Origin of the sequence: Diaphorobacter sp. HDW4B (assembly GCF_011305535.1) — a bacterium.
Taxonomy (GTDB): Bacteria; Pseudomonadota; Gammaproteobacteria; order Burkholderiales; family Burkholderiaceae_C; genus Diaphorobacter_A.
Map to the genome: position 1 here is coordinate 4,942,267 of NZ_CP049905.1, position 22,954 is coordinate 4,965,220.

Sequence of the window (22,954 nt, forward strand, 5' to 3'; positions counted from 1 at the left end):
TATGGATCCCAAGATATTCAAGAGCCGCCTCTTTAGCGGCGCTTTGGTGTGCGGCGTCTGGTTTTCTGCGCAAAGTGCTGTGCATGCTGCAAACTTGCAGGTGCAGCCAGGGGGGGCGATACAGGCAATTGCCAAGTTTTGGCCTGCCAGACCATCGGCTACGCGCTTGCGCAAGCGGCCAGCAGCGGCGACACGCTGCAGGTGGCGGCTGGCACCTACACTGAACAGCTCACCATCAACAAGAGCGTGGTCGTGCAAGGCGCCGGCAGCGCCAGCACCATCATCCAGGCACCGGCCGTGCTGGCCTCCAATCCCGCTATATCACCCGGTAGCGGCGGGCAATTGACCGCCATTGTGTTCGTGACTGGCGTCGCTACGAATGCAACCATGAAAGACCTTCAGGTGCGAGGCCCGGGGCCGAGTTCCTCGGGTTCTATCGGCTGCGGTGTATTCGTCGGTGGCAATGCCAAATTTACGTTGGACAGTACCCGCATCACCGCTATCCGCGATCAGCCGCTTGCAAACAGCCAGAACGGTGGTGGCGTGCGCTTTGGCGCGCCGGGCACAGGCCAGGTGGGGAGCGGTCAGGTCCTCAATTCAGTGATCGATGATTTTCAGAAAAACGGCGTGACGGTGTCAAACACCGGCTCCAATGTCACGGTGCGCGGCAATACCATCACAGGTACCATGCCGCCGCCCACCATTGCTCAGAACGGAGTCCAGATCAGCAGTGGCGCAGTGGCGCTGGTGGAGGACAACACAGTTTCCAATCTGCAATGCAGCACGTCGAACCCTGCCTGCGGCCTCGATGCTGCATGGTCCATAGGCGTGTTGCTGTCCAGCGCAGGCAACGGCACACAGATCATCAACAACCGCATTAGCCGCGCAGACGGTAACCTCTATGCTGTAGGAAGCGGTGGTCAGTCCTATTTGGTCAGTGACAATCAATTCAGCGATGCGGTCTACGTCAATGTGACGGCTGGCGGTATTGCGCTCAACATGGCGAACAATAGGCTCAGCGGTGCACCAGTGGGGCTGTTTGCGGCGGGATCGAGCACGCCGACCACGGTGACGCTCAGTGGCGGCAACCTCATCACCGGTGCAAGCAAGCAAGGCATCCGCACCGTGACTTCAAACGGAGCCCAACCGGTAAGCGTAAGCGGCAGCCGCAATCAGTTCTATGGCAACGAAACAGGTGCTGACAACCCGGCGCAAGCGCCCGCCATCACCTTGGATCTGCCTTGCAACTGGTGGGGGTCCTACACCGGCCCCATCAATTCCGATAATCCCCTGGGGCTAGGCAATTCCGTGTCTAGCGGCATCACCTACCTCAATTGGGCCATCGACAATACATCCTTCAATTGCATAGGTAATCCACTACGTAACGAGCAACTAACACACCCGCCTGTCCCCGTGCCTTTCAATGCTCCATGGGCTTTGTTCGGCTCTGCACTGGCGCTCGCCGGCATAGGGGGGGTGTACTGTGCCGCAGGCGGCACAGAAACTCATGCTAAGAATCTGTTCAAACGCGCCCCTCGTGGGCCGCTCGCTCAGGATATTTTTGACTCTCCTGTTCAAATGACTTTGATCAGATTCTTTGGTGCTAACGTCTTGCGAGTCGCCAGCGCTGTGGGTGTGCTTCTGGGCACCGTTGGCATTTTCAAAAGCCATCAGGGCGCGAGATTGTCATCGAGTTGAGTCATAGCTTGCTGGAGTGCGTCCGAAGCAGTGAGGGCGCCTAAGGTCAAGAGCTCGCTGTGATGCAATCGCGATGCCGATGTGATTGTGTCTGCGTGCGCGTTGAGGATTGGATGGATCAAGCGCAATACGATCTTTGCGAGAGCGCGGGCATCTGGTTGCGCTCGTGCTTCTGGGTTGCCGTAGGTCCAGCGCGCGGCCGCCAGTAGCTTCTGGGCGACGTTGACGATCCGCTCGTCGTGTGGGGTGGCCAGACGAATATCGCGCGGGTTCTCGTCCAGCCGAACGCTGCCTTCCTCTGGGTATTCTTCCAGCCAGCAGAACAGGCCTGCGGGCTCCACGCCCTGCGATGTGATGCGTCTCGGGCCTGACTGAATGCAGACCGTGGTTTCCATCTGCTGGGGCGTGCCCTCTGGAGCGATCAGGCTGAGTGCGTCGCGGAGCTGGTAGCCGTTGATGATGATCGACTGAGGAAGCGTGGTCGAACTCGCAGAGATAAAAGCGGAAGCTGGATGCATTGCTCTACCCACTTATTGTTGAGGACAATGAAAAAGCCGCGACGAGCGCGGCTTTGATGAGGGGATGTGGCGACTTCAGTGATCAAGGCGATGGACCCTTGTGCCAAGTCCGCGCCATGGATGGTCGGCCGGCGGGCCCGAGTTCAGCGCGGCGAGCGTGCGGTCTTCGGAAGTGGTCGTTGTTGCCGTGCCAGCGGCGGTCGCTGGCAGTTCGGGGTGAGGCCGTTCCACGCTCCCATCTTGACTCTCAATGAAGGGGAGGGTGATTGCCCCCTGAATCACTCGCGCATATTCCACTTCAACCTTCGAGATTTCGACAAGAATTCGGGATGTGTCGCAAACCAGTCGGGCGCGATCAATGTCGACCGGCTTGTCGATATCAACCAGTTGATCCAGTTGCTTGAAAAGAGTATCGCGAAGATGCTCGATATTTTTCGATTTCGCCATGGCGTTATCCTTGTTTTGATTGAAGCTCTTGCTTGGCAAGTTCTGCGAGTAAATTTGCAGAGTCTGCAATGACTCTAGCGCGCTCGAGAGGTATAGACCGGGATCTGTTTTTGAGTGCTTGTAACGCTTTTCGTAGCGAGGCAACTGTCATTTCGAAGCCGTTTGCCTCTCCAGCTGATTCATCTGTTTTGATATCTGAGACTTGAGGCCGATGATCATTCTCATCTCGGGCGACATGCGCGCGTTGGCAGACAACAGAGCATGATCTTCGATTCGAACGAGTGCCAAATTGCTTGGAACTCTGGGCATCTTGGAGTCCATACGAATTAAAGTCATTCCCTCGGGGAGCGGACCGTTCAGAGCCTCCCACTCGATCACGTCTACCCGTTTGTAGTTTCGATGTCCTTGATTGCGTGCGGTTGATATCTTTCGTACCAGGAGTCCGCTGCTGTTGACTCTCTCCTCGCCTATATTCAATTGGCGATATGTTTTTTCCACAATGTATAGATCTATCGCTCGTTGGTGAACAGCTCTTTGCGATCGATTCAATGCTATCGACAGGTCGATCAAAGTCGTGTTCTCTGAAATTAAATCGCGCAGTTTTTGATCTTGAATTTCCGTCCACGGTACTCCCTTTCGGCGGTCGCGGTATTTTTTTAGACCAAGTCGTTTCACGCGGTCTTTAATAACTGCTAGGGTGACACCAAAAATTTCAGCAATTTTTTTGGCTTCGGTTGTTTGGTAAAGATCGGAAAGAAGTGCAGCCATTTCGGGCGACCAACGTCTATACGGTTCTCGGCCCCGCCCGATGCGTAACTCTCTTGCCTTTTGCACTACGGCTGGCTTACTTCTGCCTATACGAGCGGCCAATTCGTCATTGGGGGTGATGCCGTACTCAGATCTAAGCATCAGCAGTTGCTCACCAGTCCAGGGATAGATGTCAGGTCCCGGATGATTGCGCACGTTCTTTTCAAACAATTTTGGATGTGACGCCTGCCATCGCTTGAGGGCCTGAACGGGCGTTTCATGCCGCAGAGCTTTCTGTGGAATCTGCTGGTTGTACAGCCACACAAAGCGATGAAGCGTCTTCTCTAGATCCTCTGCACTGTTGAAGTGATGCGTGCGCAGCACTTGGCTGAGCCTTCCGTTGAAGCGCTCCACCATTCCGTTGGTACGTGGCGTTCTGGGCCGTGTGAGTCGGTGCTCTATACCGAGTTCCTTGCACAGTAAATCAAACTCGTGATCACCGCTTGGTTGCTTCTCGTGCTTGCCAAACAGACGATCCGAGAACTCTTTGCCGTTATCTGTGAGGATCGTGCGAATCTTGAAGCAAGCAGCTTTCTTCAGGGTCGCCAAAAACGCGTGCGCAGCCGCTGCCGTCTTGTATTGCTTGATCTGGATGAACACCCAACGCGTAGCTCGGTCAATGGCAACAAAGACATATCGGCGCTTGTTCTCATCCTGCATCTGGGGCAGGTACTTCACATCAATGTGCACATAGCCCGGCTCATAGGCTTTGAACGGTTTGCTTTCGTGCTCGGCTCGAACGGCCGTGGGTAAGCGCGAATGTCCTCGGCGACGCAGCAATCGATCCAGCGCCGAGCGGCTCATCGCAGGTTCAATGAATTCGTGAACGACTGCCAGCAAATCATCCAGAGGCAGCAGCAGTTGAGATCGCAGATAGATCACCAGCTCTTCCTGCGCTGCGTTGAGCGTTGTCTGCAGGTGATGAGCGGTATGGCTTTCATCCTGCACGCTTGTGCGATGGCGCCACTTGCGCACCGTACCAAGTCCAATGCCATATTGCTGCGCAAGCTCGTGGTCGGACGCACTCGATTGCTGCAGCGCCAGGCGAATCGCTGGCGTGGTGGTTGCGTTCTTGTGCAATGAGATCAGCATGGCGTCTCTCCTGTCTCGATGCGCCATGTTGCCACAACCGCTTTGAGTACCTCTCGGCTGAACAGTAGCGGACGCTTGGTTTTTACGATCCAATCATCCGGGACCTGACAGATAGATGGGTGTCATAACAACAATTGAAATCGTTTTGGTGAAGTCGGCGAGTTGCTACTTTCCAAACAGGTCGTGGTACAAAGACTTGAAGGCGTTGATGACCTTGGCGACAGTTTGAAAATGAAGATGGCGTGCCGGAGGTGATCCCGGCGTGCCCTGCAGGAGCCATTGCCGCGCTCACCCCGTTGTGACCGCTGCGCTGTCGGTTCGTGGCTATTCGCGCAGCTCTTGCGGGTCCTGTTCGTATCGGATGCAGCGTTAGGGAGGGCTAAGCTTCTCGCCTAGCAACTCCGAATGCGCTCTCTATAAATGAAAAATCCGTATGCGGCGGGCTGATTGCTGGGATGGCGTGGTCAGAATGACGATTCGATAGACCCAGCGTCATCTTGTACAGGGGAACCTCTCAAAACCTCCCGACGTCGCTGACTCACGTCATCTGATGCAGTAAATTCGCAGCATGATCACCCCCCGCAGTGCCCTGAAGTTCGACCTGTTCGCCGAAGCCTCCCGCAAGCGCAAGATCGATGAAGTGGGCGATCCGCTGCAAGTCATTGCGCAGCACATCGACTTCACCGCGCTGGCCCGTCTGGTCGATGGAATCATCGAGCGCAGTGATGGGCGCAAGGGTGGTCGTCCGGCCTATCCCACTGAGGTCATGGTACGGGTGATGGTCCTGAAGAGGCTCTACAACCTCTCGGACGAGCAGATGGAATATCAACTGCTTGACCGCATGAGCTACCAGCGATTTTGTTTGCTGCAAGACTCGATGAACGTTCCGGACCGCAACACCATCTGGCGCTTTGGCGAGCGCCTGGGCGTGGATGGAGCCACGGCTTTGCTGCATGGCGTGGACGAGCAATTGCATCGTCATGGCTACATCGCGCGCGGTGGTCAGGCCATCGATGCGACCTTGGTGCCAGCACCGCGCCAACGCATGAACAAGGGCGAACGCGAGCAACTCTCCAACGGCCAAAGACCTGAATGGGGTGATGCCAAAGATCGGCAAAAAGACATCGATGCCACCCACACCAAGAAGCACGGCAAGCGCTACTTTGGCTACAAGCTGAGTGTGAGCGTCGATCACAAACACGGCTTCATCCGGGGCGTGGCCACGGGGACAGCGAGCGAGCACGACGGCCATCACTTCGATGAAGTGCTGGATATGAAGAACACCGGCAAAGAGGTCAATGCCGACAAGGCCTACCCGAGCGCTCAACGCATCAAGATGCTCAAGGTGTTGGGCTTCAAAGATGGCATCCAGCGCAAAGCCAAAGCGAAGCAGCCGCTCAGCGAATGCCAGGAGCGACGCAATCAACGCATTGCCAAGCGACGTGCGCGTGTCGAGCACGTGTTTGCAGGCATCCGTCACATGGGCGGCAAGTTCGTGCGCACGATTGGACAGACCAGAGCCACCACGGTCATGACGATGATGGTTGCGTGCTACAACTTGAAGCGCCTGGCGTCGTTCCTTGAAAACAAGGTCGATCCGTTCTTCAAAACAGCGAGCTCAAAGAGACCGGTGCGCCTGCAAACGGCGAAGGCCTGAGAGTCGGGGGCGCAATGGGCCCGAAATGACCCAAATCTGCGTTGAACAAACCAGTCAATGAGCAATCTGCTCGCCATGCGGAGTGGGCGACTGGGGAATCGCCGGTTGTGAGAGGTTCCCACAGGGCTGCCTGTGACGATTGTTGTCCGATGCGCAGCTGTTGACGCTCCGCTGAGTTCAGTACGTCCTTCACCGCCCAGCGCTTCGATCAGGTCCGGAAGCAACTTGGTGAGCTCGCCAGTGACAATCGCCACATCGGCATCGAAGCCCGAGTCGTCCTGCTTCTGGCCTTCAAACACGGTGTCGAGAAATGACACCTTCTTGATCTGCAGGCCTTCGGTCAGCACGAACGAAACCCGGTCGTCCCACGTCATGGCTAGCTTGGTGGGCAACTTGCCCTGATCGATGTGCTCGCCGACTTCGTCAATGTCCAGCGGGTGCCGGCCGTATTTCACGACGGCCTTGGCTTCGTCGGCGCTTTTGAGCTCGCATTCGCGGTCGATGCTGAAGCCTGTCGGTGGTTCCTGCTCCTTGAGCCAATGCGCCATGCAGGCCTGCGGCGATTCGGCGGTGTCCAGCAGCGCGACGGCAAAGCCCGGCAGCGCGTCGACCAGCACCAGCAAATGCGCTTCGGGATCGATCCACACCCAGGTCGATCCCTGCTTGGTGAAGGCCATCGGCAGCAGGTCGAGCTTGGCTTCTTCTTTCAGCTCCTTGCTTTCCTTCTTGCCGGGCTTGCGACCGGTTTCCTGCTCGATGCGCGCAGCCTTTTCCTTGACCTTGCGTGCCAGCACCGAGCCGGGGATCACCTTGGACTCGGTCATCAGGCGCGCGATCCATTGGCCACCCACGGATTCGACCAGTGAGCCATGCTCCTCGCCGCGTGGCGGCACCCAGCCGACGGACTTTTCTTGGGTTGGGCCGCATTCCTCGAAAGGGGACTTGGCCAGCGTCGCCTCGGCGGTCGCGAGTTCCATAGACCACGACGTGGCGATGCGGTAGATGATCAGATTTTTCAGCATGGGGTGGTGAATTCAGGGTTGGACTTTCCACGCCAGCACGTCATCAAGAGCCTTGATGCGGCGGCGAAGGGTGGAGCAGGTCGGCCACTCGCGCACGGTGCATTTCTGGGCGAGCTTGTAGGCCTTGAGCCAGAGTGATGTCTGGCGCACGCCGAATGCGCCTTGTTCTGCGATGCTCTGACGCATGCGCAACTGGAGTTGTTCTTTCAACTGCAGGCGCTTGTCAGCGTCGGGGGGGGGGAGGATGGGTTGCATTCATGAACTCCTCGAAGTTGATGATTCAGTGCTGGGCTGCGGCTTCCGCCACCTGGCGACACATGTACATGCAGTCGTCAGCCTCGCGGCTGATGTCGGCCGGCAGCTGGTGCCCGGCGCGGCTCAGGAGCTTCTGGAGCATCGCAGCGGCGCGTTCAAGCTGCTGCGCTGGTGTTGGTGTCTTGGGCATGGCTGCCTCCAACGAGAAAGACCCGCGTGGTGCGGGCCTTGTGGGTCAGTCTTCGGAGAGGTCGGCGCGCAGTGCGTCGTACTTCTGATTCAGTTCCGTTCGATGCTTGTCATCGCCCACGCTGCTGATCAGCGCGGCAGCCGTGTCCAATGCATCCACTGTCTTGGCCTTCAGCATGCTGTTGAGCACGTTCTGATATTCCGCTGCGGGCTCAAGCTGCGGCGCGCCCGGTGCGCTGCTTTCCGCGTAGCCTTGAATCTCGCCGGTCTCCTGATCCGGCTGCTGCTCGCCCGCGTGAAACGCTGCTTCATCTGGCACGATGGTGAATTCGCCGTCGATGGTGTTGGTTTCCAGATTCTGGTCACGGCCAGACTCCGCCATCGAGTCGAGCGCGGCGGCAGTCTGGAACTCGATGGACAGCGGCAGGTATTTGGCCAGACGGCGGATCACGGTCTTGCGACCCATCTCGATGAAGTGCTCTTTCCACACCTTCGATGGGAAGCGGTTCTTCGCATCGGATGCGGCTTGGATGCGTTCCACTTGCAGGCGGCTCATGAACTCGAAGCAGTGGCCGCCGTCCTTGAGCTTGGCGACGGCGTAGAAGCCGATGACCTCGCCGCGCTCGCCCATGGACGGGGTATGCTCGAGCTTTTCATCGAGGCCGTAGACTAGAGTGAAGTGGTCGGCTTCGCAGACCTCGTGTGCGGCAATGCTGACGATTTGCCCGCTGCGACGCGCGAGGTCAATCAGGCCCTTGTAGCCGATGATCACCTGTACGCTGTTGACCCAGCGCTCCACCCCGTTGGCGTCTTTGCGCTTGGTGTTGAACGGCACGAGGTAAGCATGGCCCAGCACCGTATTGGGCTCAAGACCCATCTGTGCGCACTGGCCGATGGCGCCGACCAGACTGGCAACGTCGCACTTCGCGAGCGCTGGAGTTGTTGTGGCAGCGATTTGCGCAACCTTTAGCAGGCGTTCGGCGTTGAGGTGTTTGGGCAGCATCTTCGCGATTTCCGCCTTTTTCACGGTCAGCAGATGTGCGATCTGCTCCTTGGGCTTCATCTGGGCGAGGGGGCGGGCTGCTGCTGGTGCTTGTTGGATGTTTGTGGTCACTGGTGTTCCTTCAATGTGGAAGTCAGGCGGCCAGTAGTTGGTTCTGCGCGCGCAGGGAGCTCTCGAACTCATCGACCAGTTGGCTGAACTCGACAAGTTCCTTTTCCATCGTGGCGATGTACTCGTCGTTGCGCGGCACGCGCCAGCGGCAAAGCTCGCGGCCGATTGGGGCGAGGGCGGGGCAGTAGATGCAGAAGTCCCACCAGGTGCGGCCGGTGATCCACATGCCGCCCTGCAACTGATCGAAGAAGTCGCTGATGTCGTTGAGAATCAGTGTGTCGCGCAGTCGCTCAGGGCTCACCAAGCACTTGTATTCCGCGCCGCCGTCTGCGCCGACCAGTCCGTCGGCACTCGCCCCAAACACTGCATCTGGCGTTGTGACGAAGCCGCAGGTGTCCACCGTGACTTGTGCATGCTGCTCGTGCGCAGCGCGTGCCATTGGCTCCAGCTCGTGCCCGCGTTTCATCTGCCATGTTTCAAAGCCTTCATCCAGCGGCTCGCCGCTGATGCGCTCGATGGCGAGACGGAATGCGTAGTTCTTCGCCGCTTCGGTCGGTTTGCCCTTGTTGGGTCCGGACTTGAGCTTTTCGCGCGCCACGGAGAACATGCTGGCGGTGATCACGCCAGCGCGCGCCAGCTTCCACTCATCTGTTCCTTGGGCGCTGTAGTGGACGATGAATGCGGGCGCGTTGAGAGCCGCGCTCTCGGGTTTTGTCAGTGCGTTCATGTGCGTTCTTTCAAACAAAGGGATGCAGCCAGCCGACATAGATGCCAGCGGCCATGACTGCGGCAGTGCCGCCGGTGAAAAGCAAAACGCCCACGTAGAGGAGGGCGCTTTGGGGGATGGTGAGTTGGGTGTCGTTCATGGCAGCACCCGCAAGCAGCGCATGGTCACGTCATCGATCCACTCGGGTTCGTGACCCTTGGGACACGCGCGCTTCGCAGACCACTGGCGCATCTGCTGGTGCTGCTCGGCCTCGGTGGGCTTCTTCTGATCCGCCTTGGCGTTCATGTGCTGCGACAGCGCCATCGCGCAGCAGAGCACGGCGATGATCAGGATGGGTTCAACCAGCTTGTTGAGCATGCTGCATCTCCTTCATGTGATCCGCGAGCGTGGCGCGCAGGTTGAGAGTGCTGCTCTCGATGTCGATGGCATTGCCGTTCTGCAGGCAGATGTACGTCGCGCCCATCGATTCGAGCCAATCGAGGATTTCGGCGTCAGAAGGTATAGTCACGACCTCCCGCTCGAATCTGTCGGTCGAGAGCGCGGTCTTGGCGGGCCTGCTCGCGGCGCTGCTGGTACTCGATGTCTGCTTGCTGGCGGGCCAGCTCCTGGTCGTCGGCGGATTGCTTGCGCAGGGCTTCCTGCATGTCGGGATGCATGGTGTCCATGGATGGGCTCCAGAAAAGAGAAAGCCCGCGAGAGCGGGCTATTGAATGACGTCGCCGGTTTTGGGCGGACGAAGGCGCACTCGAGGTGGCTGAAAAAGAAACGCCCGCGTTAGGGCGGGCGTCGATGGTGTAGAGAACCGCTACTCGAGAAGAGTGTGTCGAGGGAAGTTTAAGAGAGGGAGGGAGGAGATGCCCTCGACGCGGTTGAAAACTGAAGTTCGAATATTTATATCATCAAAAATCAGAATAGGCAGTATCTATTGCTAAGTGATTCGAATGAAATTGCGGTGAAAAGTTCCCAAACGAATCAATGCTGCAACCTCTTGGATCAGAAAGAAACAATCCGTTGAGATTTGCTGCTAGTATTCCCCTAAAAGAGAGGGAGGGAGGGGAGGCCCTCCAGATACTGAAAAGTGTTGAGCTTCCACCGGCTGCGGGTTGACGGGCCCTCTGCAAGTCCCGGCCACGGGATGTTCTGAAAATGAAGATGGCTGCTGTGTTCGCCCCAGCTTTCCCCAACATCTCACGAGAGAGTTTGGACTTTCACCTTTTGCGGGTGGGCAAGTACCCGTCACACCATCACAGATAGGGGCCGGTGCTGATCTCCGGCTCAGGGGTGAGCGCTGTTTTTCATGGCAGCCGCGTAGTTGCGGCCTATGGCCTGTTCACCTAAATAGTTGAGTGCATGTCAGAGCAGCGAGAATCGCTCGCCTGCATGCACATCACCCGCTCTCAGTTCAAACGTATCCGTCACCTGCTGCCCAAGCCTCGCGGCAGCAAGTTGATCAGCCACTACAGGTTCCTCAACGCGTTGGCCTACATGGCCAGCAACGGGTGCAAATGGCGAGCCTTGCCACGCAGATTCGGGCCCTGGCACACCGTGTACATGCGGCTGTATCGCTGGGCCCATAGCGGCGTACTTGCCGAAGTTCTTAACCATCTGCAGCAACAGGCACTTAGCCAGTGGGCTGTTCAAGCGTTGAGCCTGGACTCCACCATCGTCAAAGTTCACCCTGATGGCTGCGGGGCTCAGAAAAAAACGGACCACAAGCCATAGGCAAGAGTCGAGGTGGATGGAGCTGCAAGATTCACATGGTCGCAGCCAGTTGCAAGGATGCATTGATCTGGAGTTTGACGCCCGGACAAGCCGGAGACAGCCCGGAAGGCCGCAAACTCGTCGAGGCGATTGACGCGCAAGATTCAGCTGTGTATTTGCTCATGGACAGCGCCTATGACAGCGATGACTTGCGTGCAGCAGCTGAGGATCGAAACCTTATCCCGGTTGTCCCTGCGCATCCACGACGCAAGAATCCCTCGCCACTAGATAAGCAAAAATATCGCCAACGCAATGAAGTTGAACGGTTATTTCGGCGGATCAAGGCCTATCGGCGAGTTTTTACCCGCTACGACAAGTTGGATGCAATGTATGCCGCGTTTGTCTCGCTGGCTTTGATCTTTGAGTTGCTTCGGTAACGTGAACAGGCCCTAGCAGCAGGGCACGAACGGCATTCAGGGTGTCTGTTTTCAGGGCGAGAGGGTCCAGCTGCACCGATATCACTGTTGAGCAATGAGGGCAGGTGTACGCAATGCATTTCAGCGATTGGCCGCCCGGGTCTTTGCCCATGATTTGCTTCAGCTTCACATCCGTCATGTCCTGCTCGCATTTGAGACATTTGTTCATGCTCGCCCTCCATCAGGTTACTAGTTGTGTCGGAAGCGACATGGTAGCCCACGGCAGGGCGGGCACCCCTACACATCACGCGCCGCCTTTCAGTGCGCGCACACGGCGCGCCAACGCATGTCGCGCAGCGCCACCCACATTGACTTCCTCCACTGATTGAACGAGGGATACATGAACGATCACAACAACCAATTGCCGAACTTCGCTCGCGGACGCAATGACGCATTGACCGAAACCGATCTCCGGGCCAAGACGCCGAAATTCATCGTAGATGTCATCGACGCCGAGCTCGCACATCGCGTCCGCACAACGGATCCGAAGGCGAGTCGCAACAGCATCATCAACGAGATTCTTTTGGCATGGGCAAATGAACAGTGGCATAGGGCGACTATGACCTTGAAGATTGCTCCGATCAATCCGTACACGATGGATTCGGCCGAAGGGGATCAGGCATGAGCATCCCATTCATCACCCGAACCAAGATGGCTCGCAAGCTCGGCGCAGAAGCCGCCCAGCGCGCCGAGGACAAAGCCAACAGCGATATGCCTGGCTTCTCCGAGCGTGCGCTCGAGCACATTCAGAAAGAGATGCTGGCTGCTGGCCGCGATGCGCGCGTGCGTGGCGAAGACTTGGTCAACAGCGCCAAGTTCGCAGGCATCCGTCCAGCAGAAGATCGCGCCTTCGGCCCGGTGTTTCAGAAGGCCATCCGCGAAGGATTGATCGAGCCCGTGGGGTTCGCGCCGCGCACGAAAGGCCATGGCACGTCCGGCGGGCGTGTGTATGGCTGGGGGAGGGCGCTGGCGTGAACGCACCACTTCCATGGTTCCGTGCCTACACGGAGATGATTGATGACGAAAAGCTGCGCCTTCTTGCGTTTGAAGATCGCTGGCACTTTGTTGCCTTGCTGTGCCTTAAGGGGCAGGGCGTGCTGGAAGATGCTGGACCTCTCCTGATGCGCAAGGTCGCCGTCAAGATGGGTCTGGACACCCGCACGCTTGAAGACGTGATCCGCCGCTTGGCAGAGGTGGGTTTGGTGGATCAAAACACCATGCAACCGCTGAACTGGGACACCCGCCAGATGCGCAGTGACACCGACCCTACCGCCGCCGAGCGCAAGCGTCGCCAGCGTGCAAAAGCCAAGACTGGCGCGGGTTCCAGCGATGTCACGGACGAGTCACGCGTGACTGGTCACGATGTCACGCGTACAGATATAGATATAGATACAGATAAAGATAAAGAAGAAGTAGTTGAAGAACTAGTAGTTGTAGGTGGTGGTCACGCTGCCGATGACGCTACGCCTGCGGCTTCGCCAAAGCAATCCGGAAGGCCCAAAGCCAAAACTGCGACACGTTTGCCAGGCGGCTGGGTGCTGCCGAAGGCGTGGGGCGATTGGGCGCTGCAAGACCGCTCCGACCTGACCGCTGACGACGTGCGCAAGGAAGCTGAGGTGTTCGCCGATTACTGGCACGCAAAGGCTGGAGCCGATGCCAAGAAGCTCGATTGGCAGGCCACCTGGCGCAACTGGGTGCGCCGCTGCGATGGTCCGAAACCGCTGGCGCGCACAGCGTTCGGTGGTGGTGCTCAGGTCAACAAGCAGGAGGCGCTCGAGCAGCGCAATCGCGCAGTCGCAGCCGCATGGGTTCCACCCGAGATGCGCGCCGCCCAATCGTCCAATCGAACCGGGAGCTATTGATGCAGCAGCAGGAGTTTCAACCGTTCCGCAACCTGGTGACGGATGTGATGGCGTACTACGGCAAGGACACCAGCAACTTCGTGCTCGACATCTGGTGGAACGCGTGCAGGTCGTTTGAACTGGAGCAGATCGTCACAGCGATGCAGAAGCACTGCGCCGATCCTGAGCGCGGCCAGTTCGCGCCGAAGGTGGCCGACATTGCCCGAGCACTGACCGGCACGACGACAGAGCGCGCAGCCTTGGCTTGGGGCAAGGTGCATGAAGCGATGTCTGCTGTCGGCGCATACACCGATGTTGTGTTCGATGACCCGGCTATTCACGCGGTACTCGAAGATCTGGGTGGTTGGCCGAAGGTGTGCCGTACCGAAATCGAGGAGCTGAGCTACCTGCAGCATCGCTTCTGCGAAGGGCACAAGGCGTACACGGCACGCGGCAATTTCGAGTTTCCGCGCCGCCTGATGGGTGATCGCAGCCCGGATCATGAGTACACGTCGCGCGGCATTCAGGCTCCACGCCCCGCGTTGATTGGTAATGTTGCAAAGGCCAAGCAGGTGTACTTGGCGGGCAATGTCGCGGGCAAGACAGTCATCACGTACCAGGCACTGCAGGCCATCGAGTCGGCACCGCGTGCCCTGTTGCCTGCTGAGCAGGAGGCGCGCGCCGCATGAAAACCATAGACGAAATCAAAGGCCGCTGCGTCATCACCGAAGACGGTCATTGGCTCTGGAAGGGCGCGATTCGTCCCGATGGTCGCGCCCACATCTACGCCCCGGACTTCACGCGTCGCGATGGCGCATTGAGCACACAAAGCGGCCCGCGTGCTGTTTGGCATTGCGCCAACCAGAAGCCCGTGCCCTCAGGTTGGCGCGTGTTCGGCAATTGCGATGAGCCGACATGCTGCAACCCGAACCACATCCTGCTCATGAGCGAGAAGGATTTTGGTAAGCGCCAGCAACGCGCCGGAACGCTCAAAGGACAGACGGCTCGAATCCTCGCGAATCGAGCGATTGGCCGCCAGCGCGCAGTGCTGACGCCTGAGCAGGTGCTGTATGTGCAAACGAGCCCGAAGCTTGGCATCGATTTGGCGGCGGAGTTGAACGTCAGCAAATCGGCAATCAGCAAGTACCGCCGCGGCGAGTTCGTATGCGTTCGCGCTGCCGGTGGCATGTTCTCCGGCCTGATGGGAGGCGCGCGTGGCTGATGGACGAATTCGAAACACAGGTCGAGCACTTGCGCGCGCTGGCGATGACGCCGGGGTGGTGGCGGTACGCGCAGGCGAGGGCGCTGGAGCTGGATGCGCAGACGGAGTTTGCAGGGATTCGGGCGACGATCAAGGACCGGCTCAAGGCCGCGGGGTTTCGGCCTGCGCCGGAGGAACTGCGCGGGTGATCACGTTGACTCTCCCGTGGCCGCCGAAGGAGCTTTCGCCCAATGCTCGCCTGCACTGGGCACAGTTGGCCAAGGCCAAGAAGGCGTATCGCGCTGCCTGCGGCTGGACCGCGAAGGAGCAGGGCGCGCGCCGGATCGAGGCGGGCAAGTTGAACCTGTCGCTGGTGTTCTATCCGCCAAGCCGCCGCGCATTTGACATCGATAACTGTCTCGCCCGCATGAAGTCCGGCCTCGACGGTCTCGCAGACGTGCTGGGTGTGGATGACAAGCATTGGACGCTGCAGATTGCGCGGTCCAGCGAGATCGGTGGGTTTGTGCGTGTGGAGGTGTCGCATGCCTGACATGTCGATTCAAGCCACATGGAATGAACCGGGGCAGGCTGGCCAGCACTTCAAGAACGTCGTCGTGCCATGGTGCAAAAGCATGTGGATGGCTGGCCATCGACTGCATGTTGAAGTCCGCTTGCACGAAGACGCAAAAACCGACCGCCAGCGCAAGTATTACCACGGCGTGGTGCTGAAAACCATCGCACAGCAGGCCCGTGGCGCGGATGGCGCGCAGTTCCCTCTGACTGTCTGGAAGGAATACTTTCGCTCGGAGTATTTGGGGCACAAGACGGTCACCACCAAGAATCCGATGACGGGGAAGAAGGTGCGTCGTCGTCAGCGTGTGAGCACAGAGGACTTGGGCGTGAAGGGTTACAGCCAACTCATCGACCGGGTGAGCGCGTTCGCAGCGACGGAGCTGGGCGTCACGTTCCCGATGCCTTTTTCAGAATGGGAGCGCATGCAGGTGGATCCAGATACGGGCGAGATCATTGGGGGGCTGCACGAATGAAGCGTTCTGGATTCAAGCGCCCACAACGACCCGAGCGCGCGCCGATCGTGCACAAACCGCTGGTCGTGCCGGTGGTGTACGCCGTCATTGACGACCAGGTGAGCGCCGCGCCGAAGTCCGCACCGGTGCGCAGCGAAGCATATCGACGGGCGGTGGCCGCGCTGCCGTGCATCGAATGCAAGGTGCCCGGCATCAGCCAGTGCGCACACGCGAACACAGGGAAGGGCGCGGGCATCAAGGCCAGTGACCTCGACAGCTTCCCATTGTGCGCATGCCAACCGGGTCGACCGGGTTGCCACGCGAAGTTCGATCAGGGTGCGTTGTTCTCCAAGGCGGTCCGCCGTCTGAAAGAGCCCGCATGGGTGAGCGACACGCAACGCAAGATTAAAGCACTGGGCCTTTGGCCCGAAGGAATTCCGTATCCACATGAGCAAGGGTGACAGGCCAATGACCACAGAACACATCTCCGAGAAGCGATCCAGCCGCGTGCAGGTGCTCGAAGCCGTGCATGCACTATACGAACAGGAAATGGAAGTCACCAGCGCATCGATCGCGCGGCATACCGGCCTGAAGATGGTCACCATTGCGGACTGCCTCAAGGAATTGAAGGAGCGCGAGGAAATCTGGGCGCCAGAGCGCGGTGTGTACCGGCCGGTTTTCAAGCATGAGCCCAGCCAGGCGGTCAGTGTCACGGTCACACCAACCGGGCACGTCAAGCTGGAGAAGGGCGACGTGGTGCTGGAACTGAACCCGCATGAGTGGCGCGTGCAGTTGGCACCGCTGGCGGCCGGGGCATCAGCGCAAACCGCCGTGATCGAGCACACCCAGCTGACCGTTCAACTGGCAGATCAGCTTCGCAGGGTGCAGCGCCAAGTGGAAGGCCTCAAGGCGCTGCTGAAGGCCGATCCGAAGCAGGCGACGCTGATGCTTTTGTAAACGTTAAACAGCACCGCCCGTAGTGAGTTAGCAGGAGTCAGCGTCGGGTTGCTATGGAGCAAGTCTTCGCCGATATAAAAAAACTTGCGCGAGAAAGCCGCACGATCGAGCATGCGGACTTACTTTGCATCAGCGCGCAGGTCCCTCACGTCAATACTGTCGCAGTCGGCGTGCGACCACGGCCGCCAGCAGAATGCTCATCAGAAGTAGCGCCCATTGTTTTAATGTGGGCACAGGCACCGCATCGCTGGTAGAGACGGGACCCATGGTCAAAGTTAGGACAAATTGGTTGCCGTTTTGTGTGATGCTCGTCGGACCTTTCCACTCATAGCCATGTGGTACTGGTAAGGCAGATGCGTCGCTTTGCAGCGTCAGCGCACAGCTGCTGCCGGCAGGGACTAACGGTTGCGACGTGATGCTCAGTTGTCCGGTTGGTCCAACGGTTAGCGTGCCGGAAGCTGGGATTGCTGCTGCAGGTTTACAGGTCAGCGCGTACTCCAGAGTCTGACCGATCAGCATACTAGGGAAGGTATTTGGCGCACCACGAATGGAACCGGTCACGCTTGCAATCGCTGGCGAAATGGCATTCCAGACGGCTGTCAGTGTTTGCTCGCCTGTGGCCGCATCTTCGGTAGCGGTTATGGTAGGCAATGCCGAGGCCAACATGTAACCACCGGATGTAGGTGTGGGGCCTGGCGTTGATGCGAACTGAATGCCACATGAGTCACCTGCAGGAGCGGAGTGTGCAACGACTGCAGTACTGCTGTCGAAGTTCAGGTTTGCCACTGTGGGGGTGGGTGTCGCAGTGCAGTTAGTTAGCTCATAGCTTAGCGTCTGAGCGGCGAATTGGTTATTTCCACCATCAAGTCGAGCGATTACATTGATCTTTTTGGTCACCGATATCGCGATGGATTCACTGTTGTTAGACAGCGTGACTTCGCCCTGACCGTTGGGCAATGAAATAACAGGGGACAGCACGAGCGAAGACACATTGGCTGGCACTTGGAATGTCACAACGAAGTCAGCATATGGAGCTGATCCTGATGAAGGCTTGGCAGCGAGGGTGCAACTGGTTGGAGACGAACAGCCAAGGGGTGTGACGGATACTAAGGTGGCACCCGCTGGTATCAGTTCCTGAATGATGGCATCTGTTGCTGGCGCTGTCTCGCTAAGGTTCTCCACTCGCACCGTATATGTAACCTGATCGCCTGGAGCATAGGTCGTGGCAGACGGAGGTGTGAGTATGGAGAGTTGGACCTCCGGAGACGTGCAAACTACTGCTGATTGAGCGAGGTTATTCGTTTGCCCCTGAGCCGTGGTGAACGTATTTGATGCAGCCCCTGGGGTGATAACGAGCTCACTTCTATTTATTGCAAGCTTGATGCAGGCGTTCGTGGCCGGATCGCTCGTATCTGTCCATCCTACAGGTAGTGTGATCGTGCAAGATTGTTGAAAGGGAACCTTGATGCCCGATACCTCAAAAGCGTCAGCAGCAGAGCCCCCGCCGGGAGTCACTACCGGAGAGATTGCTGCGCCGTTGAGATCTGTACAACTGGTGGTAGGCGTACCAATCAGACTCAAGTGGGCGGGTAGAGAGGCGCTGACACGTCCAGCGCTGATGGACCCATCGATATTACTGGCAGCGTTTAAGGTTTCGTTCTTGACCTCCAATGTGATAGTGGCTTGCGGGCTGGCCAGCGTGACATTGCTGGCTGCGGGAGACGCCGCAATGGATGCCATTCCCCCGCATGCGCCGCCGGCCAATGCTGCTTTGGTAAAGGCTTGCCCAATGTTGCGTGGCGAACTGTTTGTGTTGACCGTGAAACTGGAGCCGATGAACGGCGATATATCTGTCACAGCGAAAAGACAGGTGCCTTGTCCGTTGAATACTTCAGCGGTTGGGAAAAAGATACCGTATGCCTGACTGCGAGGGTTCAATCCAACGGGGGTGTAGGTGATCAGATTGTCTTGTGTACGATAGAGAATATTGTTATAGGGCACATTATCGAGTGCCAAATAGTCTCCGCCAATAATGGAGGGTAATTGAGATTGAAATTCCGTGGCGTATGTCGACACGGTGGGCTGTCCTGCGAAATTGGCAGCTGTATTCGCCAACATTGTGTTTGTGCCACTAAAAGTTCTTCCGACACCAATAGGTGGAGAGATGCTGGATGGTGTGGCTGCCCGCAGAATCATGTTGGAAAAACGTTCTACGTTGGTCGAGTAGGCTCGGTTGCCGCCTGCGGTTTTGTCGCAGCATCCATCGATGAAATACAGGATAGCGTTTGGTCGCAGTTCAGGGTCCTGCATAACTTTTCGAAGCGCGAGGTAGGCATCGTCAGTCACTTTCATGTAAGTAGAGGCCACAATGATGAGGTCATAACGCCCACCCCCGATAGGGCGAAAAACCGATGCCAGATTCTCCGGATCCAGTAACTCGGTCGAATTGGGGACGTACACCACATGCTCGTCACCTGAGGTCGTTCCATCAACTGAATTGACTGTAGTGCCAACTGCGGACAGCACACGTACACGATCGGTAGGAGTAACTGAGTAATTGGAGCTTGTCAGAGGTGTGTAGGTGGCGATCTTGTCCAGAACCGAGTAGGGCGCAGTAGGAGAAGTCTTGACCTTACGTATCGACAGAATGCCGCTCTTGTAAGTCACTTGGGGAGATCCAGCGACATATGCACTCCCGAACGCGCTTGCAACGTTATTTGAAGCGGCGACTGCTGCTAAGTCATAGTAAGGACCAGTCGCAGGTGTGTTGGGCCCCGAAGGTTGAAAGATAAAACTTTCTCCGGGACGGCCCTCGTCTGTTGTGAGTACAAGAACCTTTGGGTTTGTTGTCTGCGCTACGGCGGCAGGCAATGAAATACTCCAAAGTGTCGCTAACCATACCCCCGTCAACACCCTATGTTTCCATTTCTCCAAATTTTTCATTGCGAGCCTCCCTGGGAATGCCGATATCAGCGAGTTTGTAGATGCAACTTCCGATCAATCATCTTGGCGGAATTGTCTATATTAATTGATTTTTTCTATTTTTTGGGGTGGTGACAAGTGTTTTCGATGGGGCGGATTAGGGATAAGAAGTACGCAATTCGTTATTCCCAACTCCTACAGCCTGTTGCGCCAATCTGAGCATGTATTGAAACAAGTAGGTCGTTGAACGATTTGCGCCCCCTCTAGGGTTGGTCACCCAACCGCCCGCCGGGAACAATTCCGGTCATGGCCTCCAAACTCGCAGGTAAATCGCCAGCATCTCCAGATACCAAAGGGAACCTCTCACAACCGGCGATTCCCCAGTCGCCCACTCCGCATGGCGAGCAGATTGCTCATTGACTGGTTTGTTCAACGCAGATTTGGGTCATTTCGGGCCCATTGCGCCCCCGACTCTCAGGCCTTCGCCGTTTGCAGGCGCACCGGTCTCTTTGAGCTCGCTGTTTTGAAGAACGGATCGACCTTGTTTTCAAGGAACGACGCCAGGCGCTTCAAGTTGTAGCACGCAACCATCATCGTCATGACCGTGGTGGCTCTGGTCTGTCCAATCGTGCGCACGAACTTGCCGCCCATGTGACGGATGCCTGCAAACACGTGCTCGACACGCGCCCGTCGCTTGGCAATGCGTTGATTGCGTCGCTCCTGGCATTCGCTGAGCGGCTGCTTCGCTTTGGCTTTGCGCTGGATGCCATCTTTGAAGCCCAGCACCTTGAGCATCTTGATGCGCTGAGCGCTCGGGTAGGCCTTGTCGGCATTGACCTCTTTGCCGGTGTTCTTCATATCCAGCACTTCATCGAAGTGGTGCCCGTCGTGCTCGCTCGCTGTCCCCGTGGCCACGCCCCGGATGAAGCCGTGTTTGTGATCGACGCTCACACTCAGCTTGTAGCCAAAGTAGCGCTTGCCGTGCTTCTTGGTGTGGGTGGCATCGATGTCTTTTTGCCGATCTTTGGCATCACTCCATTCAGGTCTTTGGCCGTTGGAGAGTTGCTCGCGTTCGCCCTTGTTCATGCGTTGGCGCGGTGCTGGCACCAAGGTCGCATCGATGGCCTGACCACCGCGCGCGATGTAGCCATGACGATGCAATTGCTCGTCCACGCCATGCAGCAAAGCCGTGGCTCCATCCACGCCCAGGCGCTCGCCAAAGCGCCAGATGGTGTTGCGGTCCGGAACGTTCATCGAGTCTTGCAGCAAACAAAATCGCTGGTAGCTCATGCGGTCAAGCAGTTGATATTCCATCTGCTCGTCCGAGAGGTTGTAGAGCCTCTTCAGGACCATCACCCGTACCATGACCTCAGTGGGATAGGCCGGACGACCACCCTTGCGCCCATCACTGCGCTCGATGATTCCATCGACCAGACGGGCCAGCGCGGTGAAGTCGATGTGCTGCGCAATGACTTGCAGCGGATCGCCCACTTCATCGATCTTGCGCTTGCGGGAGGCTTCGGCGAACAGGTCGAACTTCAGGGCACTGCGGGGGGTGATCATGCTGCGAATTTACTGCATCAGATGACGTGAGTCAGCGACGTCGGGAGGTTTTGAGAGGTTCCCCTCTTGCGCTCTATACGAGGCTGGGAGGAAATCTACTGCCAAATGCCATTGCGGCATCCTATACGTTACGAAAGATGAAGATCTTTCGCCTTTACGGCCTTTCTATGTGGCGTTCTGTATCAACAGCTAATGCCAATTCAGCATTAGCTTCACTGCCACAAGGCTCTGCGAAGACGGCGTCAGTCTACTTGGGTCGATTTGAATGAGTCAAGCAATTTTGCAAATTGCCCTTGAGCGTTGCCGCAGAAGTCGGCCCAGTCATTCATCAGATGTCTGCGCTTCTCCAGAGCATCACCGCGCCGGTACGCGGCCTCCACTTTGTTGCTGAGAACGTGTGCCAAGGCTTGCTCGGCCAACTCCCGAGGATAGTTCGTCTTTTCTCCCGCCCAGTCTCGGAAGGTGGAGCGAAATCCATGGGGTACTGCATCCATTTTCATGCGCCGCATCACCGCTGTGATGGACATGTCGGATAGCGGCTGCTCCTTTGTGCCGGGAAAAACCAAATCACTGTTAGGAAGAAGAGGGGTGTGGCTGAGTAGTCTGAGGGCTGCGCCGGATAGAGGAACCCGGTGCTCGGCTCCAGCCTTCATCCTATGGGCTGGTATCGTCCATACGGCTTTTTTGAGATCTATTTCGGACCACGTTGCGCCTCTCACTTCTCCTGAGCGGGCAGCAGTCAGAATCAAGAACTCCAAGGCGCGCGCAGCAATACCTGCACGAGAGCGCAGATTCTGCATGAAGGCAGGCATTTCCTCGATCTGGATTGCGCGATGGTGCTCCACCTTTTGAATCTTGGAGGGCGCTGCCAGTATTTTGTCGAGGTGACCTTTCCAGCGGGCCGGGTTCTCACCGCTGCGGTACTTGCGCACGGTTGCCCAGTCCAGGATGGATTCAATGCGGCCGCGCAGCCGGCTAGCGGTTTCATTTTTGCTGCTCCAGATGGGCTCCAGGCAAGCGAGCACATGAGGCAAATCGATGAGCGAGACCGCCAACTGCCCGAGATGTGGAGTGGCGTAGGTCTCCAAGGTGTTTTCCCATTGCTGGCGGTGTTTGGCATTCTTCCATTCGGAAGACTTGGCCTTGAGGAACTCTTCGGCGCACCAACTGAAGGTTTTTTCGCTAGCGGCTTGGGCTTGCAAGACGCTGCGCTGCTGTTTGCGAGGTGCCACCGGGTCATGTCCTCCACGGATACTTTCGTGAAGCTTCCAAGCACGCTCTCGTGCCTCGGCCAGAGTGACTGCAGGGTAGGCGCCCAGGCCAATATCCTTGCGTTTGTCCCCGACCTGCACTCGCAGCACCCAGCCCCGATGTCCCGCAGAAATGCGAAGGTGCAACCCGGCGATACCGCCAACGGCATATCTTCCTTCCGTTTTGAGGGCGGCGACCGCACGGTCCGAGAGTTGCTTGGCGATCTTGGGCATGATGGGGAAATTTTACAGCAAATCTGTCCCACATTGCGCCCACATAAAGCATTGGGTTTGATGGAATTGATTTGAACTATATTGGACTAAAATCCAAAAAATATCTATAAATATCAATGACGTATTGGTTTTTCATGGGCTGCTTTAAACTGCCTTTTGGCGGACGCCCTCTCCGCCAAATACAAGCCCAAGCAGTTTTCTGCTTGGGCTTTTTTTGTTTTTGCTTCGGGGGTTGGCTTCGTTGACGACCATGCCCAC

28 protein-coding genes and 1 pseudogene are annotated in these 22,954 nt (G+C 57.5%); 14 read left to right on the plus strand and 15 right to left on the minus strand.

All coding sequences use genetic code 11. The features are described 5' to 3' along the window. The first annotated feature begins 138 nt into the window (after positions 1-138). The gene (locus G7048_RS22610) at positions 139-1,698 is read left to right on the plus strand and encodes a right-handed parallel beta-helix repeat-containing protein (protein ID WP_166070292.1); all 1,560 of its coding nucleotides are present in this window, start codon (positions 139-141) and stop codon (positions 1,696-1,698) included. Here G7048_RS22610 and G7048_RS22615 read toward each other — a convergent pair. The 3 genes and pseudogenes from G7048_RS22615 to G7048_RS22625 all read right to left on the minus strand — a co-directional run. Continuing rightward, positions 1,671-2,216, minus strand: coding sequence for a hypothetical protein (locus tag G7048_RS22615; protein WP_166070293.1), 546 nt, complete (start codon positions 2,214-2,216; stop codon positions 1,671-1,673). The two genes, G7048_RS22610 and G7048_RS22615, sit on opposite strands and share 28 nt — an antisense overlap. A gap of 75 nt (positions 2,217-2,291) precedes the next feature. After that, complete coding sequence (locus G7048_RS22620) at positions 2,292-2,663, minus strand: hypothetical protein (protein WP_166070294.1); 372 nt, start codon at positions 2,661-2,663, stop codon at positions 2,292-2,294. A gap of 939 nt (positions 2,664-3,602) precedes the next feature. Further along, positions 3,603-4,562, minus strand: a pseudogene (locus tag G7048_RS22625) (IS481 family transposase); the annotation flags it as partial. 571 nt (positions 4,563-5,133) lie between these two features. Between G7048_RS22625 and G7048_RS22630 the strand changes: the two are divergent. Beyond that, positions 5,134-6,219, plus strand: a complete 1,086-nt coding sequence (locus G7048_RS22630; RefSeq protein WP_240933271.1) for an IS5 family transposase — start codon at positions 5,134-5,136, stop codon at positions 6,217-6,219. Here the strand turns inward: G7048_RS22630 and G7048_RS22635 are convergent. The 9 genes from G7048_RS22635 to G7048_RS22670 are packed head-to-tail and all read right to left on the minus strand — an operon-like array spanning position 6,114 to position 10,191. Then, on the minus strand, positions 6,114-7,241 hold the full coding sequence (locus G7048_RS22635) for a recombination-associated protein RdgC (protein ID WP_166070296.1): 1,128 nt from the start codon (positions 7,239-7,241) through the stop codon (positions 6,114-6,116). The genes G7048_RS22630 and G7048_RS22635 overlap by 106 nt on opposite strands. Positions 7,242-7,253: 12 nt before the next feature. Next, positions 7,254-7,496: a hypothetical protein gene (locus G7048_RS22640; protein WP_166070297.1), complete on the minus strand. Its 243-nt coding sequence runs from the start codon at positions 7,494-7,496 to the stop codon at positions 7,254-7,256. 25 nt (positions 7,497-7,521) lie between these two features. After that, positions 7,522-7,686: a hypothetical protein gene (locus G7048_RS22645; RefSeq protein WP_166070298.1), complete on the minus strand. Its 165-nt coding sequence runs from the start codon at positions 7,684-7,686 to the stop codon at positions 7,522-7,524. A gap of 45 nt (positions 7,687-7,731) precedes the next feature. Beyond that, positions 7,732-8,799 carry a recombinase RecT gene (locus tag G7048_RS22650; protein ID WP_240933081.1) on the minus strand — a complete coding sequence of 356 codons (1,068 nt, stop codon included), beginning with the start codon at positions 8,797-8,799 and terminating at the stop codon, positions 7,732-7,734. Between the two features lie 22 nt (positions 8,800-8,821). After that, positions 8,822-9,526, minus strand: a complete 705-nt coding sequence (locus G7048_RS22655) for a lambda exonuclease family protein (RefSeq protein ID WP_166070300.1) — start codon at positions 9,524-9,526, stop codon at positions 8,822-8,824. 10 nt (positions 9,527-9,536) lie between these two features. Next, on the minus strand, positions 9,537-9,665 hold the full coding sequence (locus G7048_RS28685) for a hypothetical protein (RefSeq protein ID WP_256376541.1): 129 nt from the start codon (positions 9,663-9,665) through the stop codon (positions 9,537-9,539). Further along, positions 9,662-9,883, minus strand: coding sequence for a hypothetical protein (locus G7048_RS22660; RefSeq protein WP_166070301.1), 222 nt, complete (start codon positions 9,881-9,883; stop codon positions 9,662-9,664). The genes G7048_RS28685 and G7048_RS22660 overlap by 4 nt, the downstream gene beginning before the upstream one ends. After that, positions 9,864-10,034, minus strand: coding sequence for a hypothetical protein (locus tag G7048_RS22665; RefSeq protein WP_166070302.1), 171 nt, complete (start codon positions 10,032-10,034; stop codon positions 9,864-9,866). The genes G7048_RS22660 and G7048_RS22665 overlap by 20 nt, the downstream gene beginning before the upstream one ends. Then, on the minus strand, positions 10,018-10,191 hold the full coding sequence (locus G7048_RS22670; RefSeq protein WP_166070303.1) for a hypothetical protein: 174 nt from the start codon (positions 10,189-10,191) through the stop codon (positions 10,018-10,020). The genes G7048_RS22665 and G7048_RS22670 overlap by 17 nt, the downstream gene beginning before the upstream one ends. Before the next feature lie 685 nt (positions 10,192-10,876). On the opposite strand from G7048_RS22670, the gene G7048_RS28565 reads away from it, so the two are divergent. From G7048_RS28565 to G7048_RS22725, 12 genes are all read left to right on the plus strand, one after another. Then, on the plus strand, positions 10,877-11,248 hold the full coding sequence (locus tag G7048_RS28565) for a transposase (RefSeq protein WP_240933075.1): 372 nt from the start codon (positions 10,877-10,879) through the stop codon (positions 11,246-11,248). A gap of 35 nt (positions 11,249-11,283) precedes the next feature. After that, on the plus strand, positions 11,284-11,664 hold the full coding sequence (locus G7048_RS28570; protein ID WP_240933074.1) for a transposase: 381 nt from the start codon (positions 11,284-11,286) through the stop codon (positions 11,662-11,664). Positions 11,665-12,043: 379 nt separating this feature from the next. Beyond that, the gene (locus tag G7048_RS22680; RefSeq protein WP_166070304.1) at positions 12,044-12,328 is read left to right on the plus strand and encodes a hypothetical protein; all 285 of its coding nucleotides are present in this window, start codon (positions 12,044-12,046) and stop codon (positions 12,326-12,328) included. Continuing rightward, positions 12,325-12,678 (plus strand): hypothetical protein, encoded by a 354-nt coding sequence (locus G7048_RS22685; RefSeq protein WP_240933082.1) that lies wholly within the window; start codon positions 12,325-12,327, stop codon positions 12,676-12,678. The genes G7048_RS22680 and G7048_RS22685 overlap by 4 nt, the downstream gene beginning before the upstream one ends. Further along, the gene (locus G7048_RS22690; RefSeq protein ID WP_166070305.1) at positions 12,675-13,565 is read left to right on the plus strand and encodes a hypothetical protein; all 891 of its coding nucleotides are present in this window, start codon (positions 12,675-12,677) and stop codon (positions 13,563-13,565) included. The genes G7048_RS22685 and G7048_RS22690 overlap by 4 nt, the downstream gene beginning before the upstream one ends. Beyond that, positions 13,565-14,233, plus strand: coding sequence for a DUF6475 domain-containing protein (locus G7048_RS22695; RefSeq protein ID WP_166070306.1), 669 nt, complete (start codon positions 13,565-13,567; stop codon positions 14,231-14,233). Before G7048_RS22690 ends, G7048_RS22695 begins: the two co-directional genes overlap by 1 nt. Continuing rightward, the gene (locus G7048_RS22700; RefSeq protein ID WP_166070307.1) at positions 14,230-14,766 is read left to right on the plus strand and encodes a hypothetical protein; all 537 of its coding nucleotides are present in this window, start codon (positions 14,230-14,232) and stop codon (positions 14,764-14,766) included. Before G7048_RS22695 ends, G7048_RS22700 begins: the two co-directional genes overlap by 4 nt. Then, positions 14,766-14,954, plus strand: coding sequence for a hypothetical protein (locus tag G7048_RS22705; protein WP_166070308.1), 189 nt, complete (start codon positions 14,766-14,768; stop codon positions 14,952-14,954). The genes G7048_RS22700 and G7048_RS22705 overlap by 1 nt, the downstream gene beginning before the upstream one ends. Continuing rightward, entirely contained in the window at positions 14,951-15,295 is a 345-nt protein-coding gene (locus G7048_RS22710) for an endodeoxyribonuclease RusA (RefSeq protein WP_166070309.1), read from the plus strand. Before G7048_RS22705 ends, G7048_RS22710 begins: the two co-directional genes overlap by 4 nt. Further along, positions 15,288-15,791 (plus strand): hypothetical protein, encoded by a 504-nt coding sequence (locus G7048_RS22715; RefSeq protein WP_166070310.1) that lies wholly within the window; start codon positions 15,288-15,290, stop codon positions 15,789-15,791. The genes G7048_RS22710 and G7048_RS22715 overlap by 8 nt, the downstream gene beginning before the upstream one ends. Continuing rightward, a complete protein-coding gene (locus tag G7048_RS22720; RefSeq protein WP_166070311.1) occupies positions 15,788-16,231 on the plus strand; it encodes a hypothetical protein in 444 nt (147 codons plus the stop codon). Before G7048_RS22715 ends, G7048_RS22720 begins: the two co-directional genes overlap by 4 nt. Positions 16,232-16,238: 7 nt before the next feature. After that, a complete protein-coding gene (locus G7048_RS22725; RefSeq protein WP_166070312.1) occupies positions 16,239-16,727 on the plus strand; it encodes a hypothetical protein in 489 nt (162 codons plus the stop codon). A 150-nt stretch (positions 16,728-16,877) separates the two neighbouring features. Here G7048_RS22725 and G7048_RS22730 read toward each other — a convergent pair whose 3' ends face one another. The 3 genes from G7048_RS22730 to G7048_RS22740 form a co-directional block, all read right to left on the minus strand. Next, positions 16,878-19,670: an IPTL-CTERM sorting domain-containing protein gene (locus tag G7048_RS22730; protein ID WP_166071134.1), complete on the minus strand. Its 2,793-nt coding sequence runs from the start codon at positions 19,668-19,670 to the stop codon at positions 16,878-16,880. A gap of 453 nt (positions 19,671-20,123) precedes the next feature. Continuing rightward, entirely contained in the window at positions 20,124-21,209 is a 1,086-nt protein-coding gene (locus tag G7048_RS22735; RefSeq protein WP_240933361.1) for an IS5 family transposase, read from the minus strand. 245 nt (positions 21,210-21,454) lie between these two features. Then, on the minus strand, positions 21,455-22,696 hold the full coding sequence (locus tag G7048_RS22740; RefSeq protein WP_166070314.1) for a site-specific integrase: 1,242 nt from the start codon (positions 22,694-22,696) through the stop codon (positions 21,455-21,457). Positions 22,697-22,954: the final 258 nt, after the last annotated feature.

Excerpts from the sequence above, each read along its gene's own strand:
- G7048_RS22615 (WP_166070293.1), bottom strand. The coding sequence starts at position 2,216 with ATGCATCCAGCTTCCGCTTTTATCTCTGCGAGTTCGACCACGCTTCCT.
- G7048_RS22620 (WP_166070294.1), bottom strand. The coding sequence starts at position 2,663 with ATGGCGAAATCGAAAAATATCGAGCATCTTCGCGATACTCTTTTCAAG.
- G7048_RS22635 (WP_166070296.1), bottom strand. The coding sequence starts at position 7,241 with ATGCTGAAAAATCTGATCATCTACCGCATCGCCACGTCGTGGTCTATG.
- G7048_RS22640 (WP_166070297.1), bottom strand. The coding sequence starts at position 7,496 with ATGCAACCCATCCTCCCCCCCCCCGACGCTGACAAGCGCCTGCAGTTG.
- G7048_RS22645 (WP_166070298.1), bottom strand. The coding sequence starts at position 7,686 with ATGCCCAAGACACCAACACCAGCGCAGCAGCTTGAACGCGCCGCTGCG.
- G7048_RS22655 (WP_166070300.1), bottom strand. The coding sequence starts at position 9,526 with ATGAACGCACTGACAAAACCCGAGAGCGCGGCTCTCAACGCGCCCGCA.
- G7048_RS28685 (WP_256376541.1), bottom strand. The coding sequence starts at position 9,665 with ATGAACGACACCCAACTCACCATCCCCCAAAGCGCCCTCCTCTACGTG.
- G7048_RS22660 (WP_166070301.1), bottom strand. The coding sequence starts at position 9,883 with ATGCTCAACAAGCTGGTTGAACCCATCCTGATCATCGCCGTGCTCTGC.
- G7048_RS22670 (WP_166070303.1), bottom strand. The coding sequence starts at position 10,191 with ATGGACACCATGCATCCCGACATGCAGGAAGCCCTGCGCAAGCAATCC.
- G7048_RS28565 (WP_240933075.1), top strand. The coding sequence starts at position 10,877 with ATGTCAGAGCAGCGAGAATCGCTCGCCTGCATGCACATCACCCGCTCT.
- G7048_RS28570 (WP_240933074.1), top strand. The coding sequence starts at position 11,284 with ATGGTCGCAGCCAGTTGCAAGGATGCATTGATCTGGAGTTTGACGCCC.
- G7048_RS22680 (WP_166070304.1), top strand. The coding sequence starts at position 12,044 with ATGAACGATCACAACAACCAATTGCCGAACTTCGCTCGCGGACGCAAT.
- G7048_RS22685 (WP_240933082.1), top strand. The coding sequence starts at position 12,325 with ATGAGCATCCCATTCATCACCCGAACCAAGATGGCTCGCAAGCTCGGC.
- G7048_RS22695 (WP_166070306.1), top strand. The coding sequence starts at position 13,565 with ATGCAGCAGCAGGAGTTTCAACCGTTCCGCAACCTGGTGACGGATGTG.
- G7048_RS22700 (WP_166070307.1), top strand. The coding sequence starts at position 14,230 with ATGAAAACCATAGACGAAATCAAAGGCCGCTGCGTCATCACCGAAGAC.
- G7048_RS22705 (WP_166070308.1), top strand. The coding sequence starts at position 14,766 with ATGGACGAATTCGAAACACAGGTCGAGCACTTGCGCGCGCTGGCGATG.
- G7048_RS22715 (WP_166070310.1), top strand. The coding sequence starts at position 15,288 with ATGCCTGACATGTCGATTCAAGCCACATGGAATGAACCGGGGCAGGCT.
- G7048_RS22720 (WP_166070311.1), top strand. The coding sequence starts at position 15,788 with ATGAAGCGTTCTGGATTCAAGCGCCCACAACGACCCGAGCGCGCGCCG.
- G7048_RS22725 (WP_166070312.1), top strand. The coding sequence starts at position 16,239 with ATGACCACAGAACACATCTCCGAGAAGCGATCCAGCCGCGTGCAGGTG.
- G7048_RS22730 (WP_166071134.1), bottom strand. The coding sequence starts at position 19,670 with ATGAAAAATTTGGAGAAATGGAAACATAGGGTGTTGACGGGGGTATGG.
- G7048_RS22740 (WP_166070314.1), bottom strand. The coding sequence starts at position 22,696 with ATGCCCAAGATCGCCAAGCAACTCTCGGACCGTGCGGTCGCCGCCCTC.